The 12,126-nt window shown below is 40.7% G+C and carries 10 protein-coding genes and 2 pseudogenes; 7 read left to right on the forward strand and 5 right to left on the reverse strand.

Annotation, left to right across the window (positions count from 1 at the left end; all coding sequences use genetic code 11):
- Window positions 1-40: 40 nt before the first annotated feature.
- Window positions 41-718, reverse strand: a complete 678-nt coding sequence (locus VB732_RS20930; RefSeq protein ID WP_323204445.1) for a Uma2 family endonuclease — start codon at window positions 716-718, stop codon at window positions 41-43.
- A 293-nt stretch (window positions 719-1,011) separates the two neighbouring features.
- On the opposite strand from VB732_RS20930, the gene VB732_RS20935 reads away from it, so the two are divergent.
- Complete coding sequence (locus tag VB732_RS20935) at window positions 1,012-2,355, forward strand: TMEM143 family protein (protein WP_323232827.1); 1,344 nt, start codon at window positions 1,012-1,014, stop codon at window positions 2,353-2,355.
- A 164-nt stretch (window positions 2,356-2,519) separates the two neighbouring features.
- On the opposite strand, the gene VB732_RS20940 is transcribed toward VB732_RS20935, so the two are convergent.
- Complete coding sequence (locus tag VB732_RS20940) at window positions 2,520-2,828, reverse strand: KGK domain-containing protein (protein ID WP_323232828.1); 309 nt, start codon at window positions 2,826-2,828, stop codon at window positions 2,520-2,522.
- A 312-nt stretch (window positions 2,829-3,140) separates the two neighbouring features.
- Window positions 3,141-4,826, reverse strand: a complete 1,686-nt coding sequence (gene lysS, locus VB732_RS20945) for a lysine--tRNA ligase (protein WP_323232829.1) — start codon at window positions 4,824-4,826, stop codon at window positions 3,141-3,143.
- 102 nt (window positions 4,827-4,928) lie between these two features.
- Between lysS and VB732_RS20950 the strand changes: the two genes are divergently transcribed.
- Together VB732_RS20950 and VB732_RS20955 are read left to right on the forward strand one after the other, a co-directional pair.
- Window positions 4,929-5,150, forward strand: coding sequence for a hypothetical protein (locus VB732_RS20950; RefSeq protein WP_323232830.1), 222 nt, complete (start codon window positions 4,929-4,931; stop codon window positions 5,148-5,150).
- 18 nt (window positions 5,151-5,168) lie between these two features.
- Window positions 5,169-5,459 (forward strand): annotated as a pseudogene (locus VB732_RS20955) (Uma2 family endonuclease); the annotation flags it as partial.
- A 362-nt stretch (window positions 5,460-5,821) separates the two neighbouring features.
- Here VB732_RS20955 and VB732_RS20960 read toward each other — a convergent pair.
- Window positions 5,822-6,247, reverse strand: a complete 426-nt coding sequence (locus VB732_RS20960) for a hypothetical protein (protein ID WP_323232831.1) — start codon at window positions 6,245-6,247, stop codon at window positions 5,822-5,824.
- A gap of 470 nt (window positions 6,248-6,717) precedes the next feature.
- On the opposite strand from VB732_RS20960, the gene VB732_RS20965 reads away from it, so the two are divergent.
- On the forward strand, window positions 6,718-7,467 hold the full coding sequence (locus VB732_RS20965; RefSeq protein WP_323232832.1) for a PEP-CTERM sorting domain-containing protein: 750 nt from the start codon (window positions 6,718-6,720) through the stop codon (window positions 7,465-7,467).
- Between the two features lie 103 nt (window positions 7,468-7,570).
- On the opposite strand, the gene VB732_RS20970 is transcribed toward VB732_RS20965, so the two are convergent.
- A complete protein-coding gene (locus VB732_RS20970) occupies window positions 7,571-8,533 on the reverse strand; it encodes a M48 family metallopeptidase (RefSeq protein WP_323232833.1) in 963 nt (320 codons plus the stop codon).
- Between the two features lie 152 nt (window positions 8,534-8,685).
- On the opposite strand from VB732_RS20970, the gene VB732_RS20975 reads away from it, so the two are divergent.
- The 3 genes and pseudogenes from VB732_RS20975 to VB732_RS20985 all read left to right on the forward strand — a co-directional run.
- Window positions 8,686-10,245, forward strand: coding sequence for an ATP-dependent DNA helicase (locus tag VB732_RS20975; RefSeq protein WP_323232834.1), 1,560 nt, complete (start codon window positions 8,686-8,688; stop codon window positions 10,243-10,245).
- Between the two features lie 118 nt (window positions 10,246-10,363).
- Window positions 10,364-10,579, forward strand: coding sequence for a DUF2839 domain-containing protein (locus VB732_RS20980; protein ID WP_323232835.1), 216 nt, complete (start codon window positions 10,364-10,366; stop codon window positions 10,577-10,579).
- 247 nt (window positions 10,580-10,826) lie between these two features.
- Window positions 10,827-12,126: pseudogene (locus VB732_RS20985) on the forward strand (S9 family peptidase); the annotation flags it as partial.

The raw sequence follows: 12,126 nt of genomic DNA on the forward strand, positions 1-12,126 counted from the left end.
GATGAACCTCGGAGCTTCGTTAATGAATCTTTACAGCAATTTAGGTGAGAGAATCAGGATCTATGCCGAGCGATCGCAACCGTTCTCGTAAGACTTGAACTTCTTGCTGCGCTTGTTGAGCTTTTTCTTCTGATGTTAAAAACCGTTGTCCTTGTTGGTTATACCAATACATCCATTCGCGTGGTATGCCTAAATACGTTCCTCGTTCTATGCCAATTCCTAAACCAATTTCTGGTAGCCAAACGGGATTACCATCATGTAATTCATAAGCATTATTAACTAATTTGTAAACTTCTAAACGTGGCTTACGGCGGCGAAATGGGTTGTAGACTACATAATACAAAAACCCTAATCTTGCATACTCTGCTTTCTTAGTCGAGTACTCACCGCGATATGTTTTAGATACCACTTCCAGCGCTAATACCGGTAATTTCTTCTCTTCCCAAAGCACATAACTGGGACGGAGGTTTTCATCATAAAATCGCTCTACGCCCAAACTCAAAAACCCATCTGGGACTATTGGCGGTAAATCTGGGTCATAATAAATACCCATATCTACGCCAAAAAACCAATCCATACGTTCTGGCCAAGCCATTGCCAGAAGCGCTTTGAGTAAACCGGGAATTAAATCTTGTAATTCATTATCCACTGGCGTATCGTCAGAGTCTGGCAGTTCCTCTGATGAGGGCAAACAAGCTAATGGATTGTACTCTAGCATGATGGGTTTACTCTTCCTCAGTTATCAGTACATCTTTATTTTATAGATGAATTTTGATAGCAATTTAAATGAGAAAATCAGGATATATGCCAAGCAATCGCACTTTTCAATCAGTCTTTCCTTCTGTCTTCTTCACGGTTGCAAGTCCTTGTCTGCCCATCGGCTCAGAAAAAACTGCGAGATTGAACACCCAAGATACTATAATTTAGTTGCCAATGAAGACATAATGTTTAATATTCGACGTTTTCGTGGGATGTGGCAAACCCTAGTTAGATTCTGATTTATCTTTGAACATGGCTGTTTCCGAAAATAGAGAAGCGTTCATTCCCTACACTCGCAGTGATATTATCAAGCTTTGCCTGCAAGACGGTCAGCTAGATGAAGCTGATGCTAAAAAATTTCAAGATTTTTGCCAAATCCTTATTGCATACTATCACTTTCGCTTCCACAAAACCTTAGAAGTCATCAAAGATAACTACATACCCTTTAACCCTAATGCAGATATTCAACCAATAACTCCACCAACATTCGAGCAATATGATGATATGGAGTTGAAAGTAGTTGAAGCCTTTGGGCATATTGTTGAAAGGGCTAATTATATTCTTTTACCTGAATCGATTCTCAAGCGATCGCTAGCAACCAAATCTCTAATTGAATTGAAAACTCAAGTCAATTTTGAGGAGTTTGACCGCTTTATCTGTTATTACCGGGGTGATAGTTATAAAAACATTTCAGTAAAAAAGTTCTTCTTTTGGCAAGAACAAAAGAAAATTGATATTTTTGAACGGATTGTTTTATTAGTCAAGTTCAAAGAAGCGGCTTACTTTCTGGGGAAGAAAAACAAAATCCAACAATTAAAATTTATTCCCGGTAAGATGTATGTTTACTTCTACAAAAATATTCCCAAACTAGATGTTGACTTAATCTTTCCCAATGTCAAAACAAGTATGACCTGGAAAGATCGCTTACTATTTGGAATTCCGGCGATTGGAGCAGCAATTCCTTTGATATTAAGAACATTACCGAATTTATTATTGCTGCTGGCTGCAATTTTGATAGTACTAAATGTACCCTTTTTGGTTGAATCTCTAGATGTAGAGTTGGATAAAGTCAGAGATTTTATGCCTGTTCTGGTGGCGACTTTATCATTAGCGATCGCTTTGGGTGGATTTGCCTTTAAGCAATACACTAATTACAAAAATAAAAAAATCCAATTTCAAAAACTTGTTACTGATACGCTCTTCTTCAAAAGTTTAGCGAACAACACTAGTGTTTTTCAAATGTTTATTGAATTGGCAGAAGAAGAAGAATCTAAGGAAGTTATTCTGGCATACTATCATTTACTTACCAGTCCCACACCATTAAGCCCTCAACAATTAGATTCTCGGATCGAAACTTGGATGGAAAATAAACTAGGCACAAAGATTAACTTTGATATTCAAGGGCCTCTAAGCAATCTAGAAGATATTCGTGGCCAAGTAACTCAAAATAGCGAAACAACAGACAATGTACCAGAAATCCCTTTACTAACCTACGATCGCCAGGGAGCATGTCAGATTCTCCCTTTGGATGATGCTAAAGCAGTGATTGATTATGTTTGGGATAATGCTTTTCGTTATAACGGGATAATCTTGTAGACTTGTAAGCGATCGCCATCATGTAATTTATAAGTATTATTAACTCATTTGTAAACTTCTAAACTTTAATAGTAATTCAGCACATCCTATTTTATTTGTAAACATTGAGACGCAAAAGAACCCCGACTTATGAAATAAATCAGGGTTCTTTTAGTAATTGAATATTAGTTTTCTACTTGTTTGAGTCTTTGAAAAATTTCATCAAGTGGGGACTCAGATTCATCAGGACAAAATTCTAAAGCAAGTCTAACTTTTCCTTTTTTCCATCCCAAAGTACTAAATTGCAAAACTTCACAATTTAATCCTTGGGTATACAAATTTACTTCATCTGTCTCCTCTGCTCCAACATATTCCTTAATTGCGGTAATCAAATCCCGGACTTTAAAAGTTTTGGCAATATTTAACTTATTAAAAGTGTCTGGTTCTATAGACACAACTTCATCGTGATTTAGTCTCTCAAATCCATCTTCCATAAAAATCTCCTGTCAATAAATCTATATTTTCAGAGATATAACAGTTCATCCGAAATAAAATGATGATTTTATAGATTTAGTGCTGGTCAATTGAAGAAGAATTCAGAAAAACTACCACCTCAGCCAGCAAATTTAAGTGCGAACACCATTTTCTTGCCCAATCAGATTTTTTAGTCACCTGTTTTTTACTTGAAACGCTTGTAAATCAGTGTCTTTTAGGGAATGAAACAGCCCAGTACTGAATAACCAAGATGATCCATAAAAATGGTGCGTTAAGCACCCATAACGCACCCGACTGTTGAATAGTACTTACTAGCTCAACTGTTCAAACTTAAATTTACCTTTAATAAGCTTGTTAAAGTATTGACCTTTAGACGCTGCATTGTCTAAGTCATCCTTGACACTAGGAGGTACTTTGAAATACTCGTAAACACTTCCACTATCAAATTCAATAGTCAGCGTTTGAGTTTTTGGCTCATAGGTAAATTGCTTAATAACGCTGCCTTGAGGCTTGAGTAACGGGAAGGCGATCGCATCCCGAATACTGGCACAATCAGTTAATAACATTACCAACCGATCAATCCCAATCCCTAAACCACCTGTAGGCGGCATACCGTATTCAAGGGCTGTCAAAAAGTCTTCATCTACACCTTGGGCTTCTAAGTCGCCAGCAGCTTTCCTTTCAGCTTGGGCTTCTAGGCGTTCTCTTTGATCGATGGGATCTGTAAGTTCTGAGAAGCTGTTCCCAGTTTCTCGCCCGACGATAAATAACTCAAATCTTTCCACCAAACCAGGTTGAGAACGGTGGGGTTTTGCTAGAGGCGAAATTTCTACTGGGTAATCAATTACAAAGGTAGGTTGAATTAAATTAGCTTCTACTTTCTCTTCAAAAGCTAAATTTAGTAACTTACCAATTGATTTGGCTTCATCTACACCAGGAATACCAGCATTTTTACTCGCTGTTTTTGCTTCTTCCAAGGTTTGGAAAGAATTGAAATCTAAGCCGGTAAATTCTTTAACTAAATCGTGCATTGTCACTCGCCGCCAAGGTGGTGTTAAATCTATAGGTTCCCCTTGGTAGGTAATTTGCAATGTGCCGAGTACGTCTTGGGCGACAGTGGTAATAATCCCTTCTGTCAGCGCCATCATATCGTTGTAATCGGCGTAGGCTTGGTAAATTTCAATTGTCGTAAATTCGGGATTGTGTCGAGTCGAAATTCCCTCATTACGGAAAACCCGCCCCAATTCAAACACCTTTTCAAAACCACCTACAATCAACCGCTTGAGATGAAGTTCTGTGGCAATTCGCAGATATAACTCCATTTCTAAGGTGTTGTGGTAAGTGATAAATGGACGCGCATCTGCACCTCCAGTCTCACTTTGCAAAACTGGCGTTTCAATTTCCAGAAAATCTCGTTCTTCTAAATAGCGACGAATACCGGCAGTAATTTGGGCGCGACGGCGGAAAGTTTGCCGCACTTCCGGGTTAACAATCAAGTCAACGTAGCGCTGACGGTAGCGCTTGGCAACATCCGTTAATCCATGCCACTTGTCGGGTAGGGGCAACAGGGATTTAGTCAGGATAGTATATTGTTTAACGTAGACAGATAACTCGCCCTTTTCAGTCCGTTTAATAGTACCTTTAACTCCCAGGATGTCGCCTGCATCTGTGAGTTGTTTTAAGTGATTGAAGGCATCAGCATCAATATCTGCCATGCTTTCTTGGATGCGATTCTTATCCAAATAAAGCTGAATTGTGCCAGTTTCATCTTGCAAAGTGAAGAAAGCCAGTTTACCAAAAACGCGACGCGCCATAATGCGTCCAGCGATCGCAACTTCTAAATCAACCTCTTCACCACTGGCTAAATCAGCAAACTGTTCTTGCAACTGCGCTGCATGATGGGTAGATTCCCAACGATAGGCATAAGGGTTAGTCCCTAGCTGCTTGAGTTGTTCTACTTTTTCCAGCCTGGCGGCTCGGATATCTTCTTCCGACATGGTAACGAACTAAATAGGGCAAGATTAATTATAGATGCTGCAAAAGTTGAGAGTAAGAGATATTTGCATTTTGCAGATGATAATATCGCCAAACCAAATACAATGACACAAACTAGAGTGCGCTTGTGGAATGTAGATGAATATCACCGGATGCTTGAGACGGGTATTATCACAGCCGATGAACGGGTAGAACTGATTGATGGGCAAGTTATCCCCATGAGTGCAAAAAATCCTCCCCATGCAGCTACAACGCTGTGTGCGTCTGATTATCTCAAGAGAGCGCTAGCAGAAGTTGCCTTAGTTCGGGTGCAAGATCCCATTTAGTTAAGCCAATACTCGGAACCTGAACTAGATATTGCCGTTGTCCGCATCGATGCGCGAAAGTACATTGATCATCATCCTGCACCCAATGAAATCTTTTTATTGATTGAGGTAGCAGATACAACGCTAGACAGCGATCGCAAACAGAAAGCACCTTTATATGCTAGTGCAGGAATTACTGACTACTGGATTTTGGATGTGAATCAGCGTCAGGTTTTTGTTTTGGGCGAACCATTTTTGGAAGGCTACAATCAACGGGAGCATCCCAAATGTGTAAAAACATATTTTGTCATTGCGAGCGTAATGAAATGAAGCGAAGCAATCGCAAAGTCTAGCGGCTGCGATTGCTTCATTCCGCTTCGCTCCATTCGCAATGACTAGTTCTAATTTGGTAAATTTGCAAAATTGGGATGCTCCCCAATCAACAATTGATTTTGCAGGAGGATGCAACGTTATCCTTGATTGTATTTCCAGAAATTGAAGTTCAGATTAGTCAACTGTTTCCATAAGTTAGGTAACAGAAATTGAGTATGAAGTTTTTTAAATAAAAAGTGCGTAGGCGTAGCCCGTCGTAGACATCGCTTGATCGTATTTTATCCACAAGACTGTCATAGAAAATATGATTAATATCTTCTATGACAGCGATTCAATAATCCAATGTACAAGTCAAGCCTTTATTTATGGTCTAATATTAGCGAATGCCTAGATGAAATTGCCTTCATTTTCAAATTAGTAAATTGCAGGGTTGCCTTGACAAAATCTTGCTGTTCTGGTTGCAAGTGCAGTTTTTCTAGAGCTTGATTGATATTATTACCAGCCCGGAGATTGTGATTAAGTTGGGCGCGTTGCGATGTGTTTAAGACTGCCTCAATTTCCCTGTTTCTTCGCTGACGCACAGCCTGGAGTTCTTGGCGTTGTAAGGGAGTCAGGTTAATCTCCGACGAGGTGGAGTAGCTTGCAGTATTGGTAATTTGGGCGAAAATGACACCAGAAGTCGTATAGAGTTGAACGGGCGCAGCTAAGGCAATTCCCGGCATGGAAAGAACAAGAGTTAGGATAGCAGCGAACAGAGAAAGCCGTTTTGTCAAGTGAATTGCCATATTGAGAAATGCCTACATCTAAATTTAATGCTGAGATATAGTTAAGCATTTTTCAAGTTTTAATTTTGAATCTTGAATTTATCCTACCCCCAAGAGGGTGATAGTCCAGCCAGAAAATATTATCCACTTTGAGATAATTCAAAAAACTAGACTGGTAAAGTTAGGTGAATTGCTTTTGCTAAAATCCAGACCCAAATTCAAGTTATACCGTTTCTTTATGAACCTGCGCCAAATCTCTTAATTTCTTATTTCTTCTTGGCGTACTTGGCGCTCTTGGTGAACCAGCGCTGTAGGCGACTGGTGAATCCGAAGGACGATTCGTTCTTTATTTCTTGCATCATAAGCGCATCCTCATACAGAATTGGTGTTAGTACAAAATCATCACTTGATCGCTTGTTTCTGTTAATCTGTCAATGCGTAAGTACTGTAAAATTTAGTTGCTGGAATTCCCAACAACTAAAAAACTATCAATGAAAATAACTAAAACCCTTGTAACTACCTTGGCGTTTTATCTATGCTTTGGTGGAGTGGCACAGGCTCGTAGCATTACTAGCATAAGTCCGCCTACGGGGCCGGGTCAGGGAGATATATTCTGTATACAAGTTCAAACTCCGGTTGCTACGCCATTTCCTAATAACGACAACAGCACAACTGCAAGCCAGAATCAGATTCTCAACTTCCCTGGCTTATCTTGTAGCCCCAAAACCTTTCAAGCTATAGCGCCGATTGACACTCAATTGTTCGTTGAACCTTCAGGAGGAACAACAGAGTATTTCTTCACCGAAACGGCTGTAAATAACACTAACTCTACTTGGGACGGCTTTAGCTTTCAGATTGGTTTTGGAGTTAATGATAATTTCGCGCCGCCTGAGTTAATTCTTGTCCCCACTGGGACTGTAATTCCAGATTTCGACTTCAACGGTTCAAGTTCTGATCCTGAACCTACCTCGTCTAAATTCACGCAACTGATCCAAGATAGCTCTTTCGGTTTTCAGTGGTCTGGAGGATCTGTTGCTCCTGGTGAGTCTGTCGATTTCACTTTTTCTGTTGATGTTCCCGATGATTTAGCCGGAAACGATTTTTATAATTCCTTTACAATTCGGCAACTTCCTAATGCTGAGTCTATTCCTGAACCAGCTTCTACAAGTGGTTTTCTCGCTCTATTAGGCGTACTAGGCTCAATAGCTCTCAAACACAAAAATAAAATGAATGAGGGGTAGTTTTACGGAGCTTGCAACTTGAGAGAAAATATGGGCTAAAAGTTATATATAGTGCATTAGGCAAATCTAACGCACTATATATAACTTCACTCAGTACCAAAAACTACTCAGACCTTTTCATTCTGTCGATTTCTCTTTGTAATTCCTCAATTTGACGGCGCAAAGTTTCCGTTTCATTGGCGGAAGATTCTGCTGCAACATCCACTGAGCCGGAAGCAGGCGATCGCTGATAATTTCCTCGGCGAATTTGCTGGTATTCTTCAGATACTGCCCACGCCCGTAAGTAATGCAGGCGTTCCACTGGGAAAGGATGGGTCAACATCGTACCTTCAGCGCCATTGTAAATCAAGAATTTATACACCTGATTTAGCCCATCTTCATCGAGTGCCTGATAATTTTCTGACTGCTTGATAAACTCTTGTAAACTACATTCATTGGCAAATTTTTTACTACCGCCAGAGAGTTTCATCATCGTTGACATTACAGGATTCAAGTCATCCATCACCATTAAGGCGGCACGATCTGACGATAACTCAGCTTTGCGCCGCCATTCAAAAAAGGCATAAATCAAGCCTTGTGTTACAAGATTACCGAGGCCAAAAGTTAATTCTCCCAAGGCGGAGGCAGCACTCATCGCCCACATCGCCATTTGAATTAAAATAGTATGACCACACTTAATATGCCCCAGTTCATGGGCTAGCACTACCCGAATCTCAGCTTCGTCTAGTAAGTCTAGTATCCCTGTATTTATGACTATGTAAGGATTCTCTTGCCCCAGAGCATAGCTATTTGCTTGGGGATCTTGCGAGACAAACAGTTTAGGTTCTGGGTAAATGTCCAAATCTCGGACGCATTCCCGAAACATCTGGTAAATAGTGGAATATTGACGCGGCCCGACTTGGATGGTGTTACCCATTAGATAGACTAATTGAGGGCGTTCGTAGATAAATTCCACAAATTTACGAGCGATTAAATCAAATCCCGGTAAATTTCGTAAAGCTTGCTCGGCTTGTCGGTCTAGTGGATGCCTGAAGGCTTCGCTGGAAATTCCTGTGTAAGTTGGCATAATTTAGGAAATTGGGAATTGGGAATTGGTCATTAGTCATTAGTCATTGGTCATTAGCAAAGGACGAAGGACAACTGACTAATGACAAAGGGCAAGATAATAGAAATGGGGCAATTGGAAGTAAAAGTCACTTTGTATGGAATTAAAAGCGTGTGATTGAGGCAGAAGTTCATTTGTCACTACATAACTTTTTGCGATCGCAAGCGGGGTTCCCTTCCTGGCCCCATCATTTGACGATGGCACGGTTGGTAGCACGCGCCTTACGCCTGGGACGTAGTGCCCTAATTCAAGTAGGAGCGGTTTCTGGCTATCAAGGGCGGTATCGCACAAGTTTTGTAGCATCAGCCCTAATGTGGCATGGCCCTGTAATTATTGTTGCTCAAGAAGCGGTGCAGCAACTTCTGCTGCGGGTGGAAATTCCCCGTTTACAGCAATGGCTACCAGCCAATAAATCGATTAGAACAGGTGACGCTTGGCCTGATGCTGAGTTCCAAGGGCTACTGTTAACCTCTCCAGAAGCTTGGTTAAGAGGACAATTTGCTGGTGGCGATCGCTTTCCCAAAGGCATCCCGACAATTATTGATGGGGTAGATGATCTCGAAGATTGGGTGCGTCATCAACTTACCCAAGATATTCAACCCCATGATTGGGATGAACTCATACTGGCTTGTCCAAATCAAGCTGAGGCAATTAGCGAAGCACGGGTACAACTGACACACGAACTTTTTCAGCATCCTGTTAATCCATATCAGTGCTATCTAATTTCACAGCCAGAAATAGATATTTTAAGCCGTCTTTATGCCGCTTTAGAGTCAGCACAATCACTGCCAGAACCTTGGAAACAATTCTGGCAACAATTTCAAACCCTTGATGAAAATCTCCCTTCCCCTGCTTCCCCTCCTCTCTTCTGGGCGACTATTGCCCATAGACAAGGTTTATTTTCTTTGCATTATGCCCCAATGGAATTAGGGGAAATCCTCTCACCTATTTGGCAGCGACAACCAGTAGTTTTAATTGGCAGCGCCATAGAACCGGAAACTGAGGCTCCTCTTTTTCGACAGCGCTTAGGTTTGGACGATTTAACTTGCCTAAAGTTTTCTTCGGAGAGTCAAGCAGAAGCAATTCAATTGTATGTACCCTATAAATTGCCTTTACCTAACACACCAGAATTTCAAGCGGCATTTATTCACAAAGTCCGTACATTGGTTTGTCTCAGTGCTACAGCGCCAGGGTTAACGGTTGTCTTGGTGGGAGATGTCCCATTAAAGGCTCAAGTGGCGGCAATTTTGGCTTCAGAATTTGGTTCGCGGGTGCAGGTAGAAAAAACTTGTTTAGATGAAAATGGTATTTTGATTAGCGGTTGGGAATTTTGGCGAGAACATCAACGAGTTTTGCCAGCACCCCATCTGTTAATTATTGCTACTCTGCCTTTACCATCCTTAGAAAATCCGCTTGTAGCAGGTAGGGTAGCTCTTTATAAGCGATCGCATCAAGATTGGTTTCGTTTATATTTATTGCCAGCAGCCTTAAGTGAATTACAAAGAGCGATCGCGCCAGTCCGAGAAAGTCAAGGTATTGTTGCTTTACTTGATAGTCGTGTAGTGAATCGTAGCTACGGCGCTCAAATTCTCTCTGCCTTAAGCCCCCTGGCACGCATTAACTATCTTGACCCCAGTCTGTTTTCTAATACCAATGAGGAAAATTCCGCTTAAAGTCATTTGTCCATGCCCAATTTACATTTTATGAAGGTAATACCATTCATTACCTCTTTATAGCCATAATTCCTGGCAAGATAAATTTAGAACCTAAGTAAAATTTGAGTTGCTGATTATGGGTGAAGCAAAGCGTCGTAAAACCACACAAGGGGAAACATACGGTCAAGAGGCTCGAATCTTGCCTTGGCTTCCCATCACAAAAACTCAAGCCGGACAATTTGTCAGTTGGACAACTCGTGGTGCCTGGATAGGCATTGGCCTTATGGTTGTAGCATGGGCAACTATCCGTTTTATCGGCCCAGCCTTCGGTTGGTGGGAAGTAGTCTACTAAATCCTGCTGTTAATTTTCTCACTCTAAAAGACCTTGAATCTTACTCCCCTTCGCTACAAGGGAAGGGGCTGGGGGTTAGGTCTTTATTGCACTAGTGAAAAAACATGACATCGTAGGGTAGCACAGCTGTGCTAACCTACAAATTTACTCTTTCTCCTTGGGATTTTCCCACAGGTTTGGTAGGTGTATGCTCCACGTCTTGGGTCTATCTTTGTAGTATGAAAAGAAGTACTTTCGACCTGAGATTATGCCCTCCTCTAAAAAACCCTTTACCTACCCATCCAGCCACAAAAGCAATCAAGTCGATAACTACCACGGTACTTCAGTCGCAGATCCTTACCGTTGGTTAGAAGATCCTGACTCTGAAGAAACAAGGACTTGGATTGAAGCCCAAAATAAAATTACTTTTGGCTACTTGAGCGAAATTCCTGCCAGGGAAAAAATTAAACAGCGCCTTACCAAACTTTGGGATTATGAAAAATATGGTATCCCTTTTAAAGAAGGTGAACGTTACTTTTATTTCAAAAATGACGGGCTACAAAACCAAAGTATCCTCTACACTCTGAAAACTCTCGAAGGCGAACCCAAAGTTTTACTTGACCCTAATAAACTGTCTGAAGACGGCACTGTTGCCCTTTCAGGATTATCTATTAGCGAGAATGGTCAATTTCTAGCTTATGGTCTATCCACCTCTGGATCTGATTGGCAAGAGTGGAAAGTACGCAATGTTGAAACTGGTGAAGACCTACAAGATCATTTAAAGTGGGTTAAGTTTTCTGGTGCATCGTGGACACACGATCATCAAGGTTTCTTCTACAGCCGCTACGATGAGCCGAATGAAAAAACTCAACTAGAAGATGTTAACTATTATCAAAAGCTCTACTATCATCAACTAAGTAAACCCCAATCAGAAGATGTACTAATTTATCATCGTCCTGACCAAAAAGAATGGGGTTTTAGCGGTGGTGTTACTGAAGATGGAAACTATTTAATAATTTCTATTTGGCTAGGTACTGACTCTAAAAATTTAGTTTTCTTCAAAGATTTAACTAATCCTCATGCTGAAGTCGTAGAATTAATTAACCAGTTTGAGGCAGATTACAGTTTTATTGACAATTATGATAGCGTCTTTTATTTTCGCACTGATTTAAATGCACCACGGGGAAGAGTTATTGCAATTGATACTAAAAACCCTGCGCCAGAAAATTGCCAAGAAATAATTCCTCAATCCGCAGAAACTTTAGAAAGTGTAGGCATACTTAATAACCAATTTGTTGCTGATTACCTCAAAGATGCTCATAGCCAAATTAAAATATTTGACCTCAAAGGTGCGTTTATTCGTGAGGTAGAATTACCTGGAATCGGTTCAGCAGGAGGCTTTGGTGGGAAGCGCCATGATACCGAAACGTTTTATACTTATACCAGTTTCACGATACCAGGAACTATCTATCGTTACGATATGATAACTGGTAAAAGTACTGTTTTTCGCCAGCCACAGGTAGATTTTAATCCAAAGGATTACGAAACAAAACAAGTTTTTTATGAAA

Source organism: Nostoc sp. UHCC 0252, assembly GCF_034931145.1.
In the GTDB taxonomy this organism is placed as follows: domain Bacteria; phylum Cyanobacteriota; class Cyanobacteriia; order Cyanobacteriales; family Nostocaceae; genus Nostoc.

What these genes read in the sequence shown, in the direction of transcription:
- VB732_RS20930 (WP_323204445.1), bottom strand. Translation starts at nt 718, where the DNA reads ATGCTAGAGTACAATCCATTAGCTTGTTTGCCCTCATCAGAGGAACTG.
- VB732_RS20935 (WP_323232827.1), top strand. Translation starts at nt 1,012, where the DNA reads ATGGCTGTTTCCGAAAATAGAGAAGCGTTCATTCCCTACACTCGCAGT.
- VB732_RS20940 (WP_323232828.1), bottom strand. Translation starts at nt 2,828, where the DNA reads ATGGAAGATGGATTTGAGAGACTAAATCACGATGAAGTTGTGTCTATA.
- lysS (WP_323232829.1), bottom strand. Translation starts at nt 4,826, where the DNA reads ATGTCGGAAGAAGATATCCGAGCCGCCAGGCTGGAAAAAGTAGAACAA.
- VB732_RS20950 (WP_323232830.1), top strand. Translation starts at nt 4,929, where the DNA reads ATGACACAAACTAGAGTGCGCTTGTGGAATGTAGATGAATATCACCGG.
- VB732_RS20960 (WP_323232831.1), bottom strand. Translation starts at nt 6,247, where the DNA reads ATGGCAATTCACTTGACAAAACGGCTTTCTCTGTTCGCTGCTATCCTA.
- VB732_RS20965 (WP_323232832.1), top strand. Translation starts at nt 6,718, where the DNA reads ATGAAAATAACTAAAACCCTTGTAACTACCTTGGCGTTTTATCTATGC.
- VB732_RS20970 (WP_323232833.1), bottom strand. Translation starts at nt 8,533, where the DNA reads ATGCCAACTTACACAGGAATTTCCAGCGAAGCCTTCAGGCATCCACTA.
- VB732_RS20980 (WP_323232835.1), top strand. Translation starts at nt 10,364, where the DNA reads ATGGGTGAAGCAAAGCGTCGTAAAACCACACAAGGGGAAACATACGGT.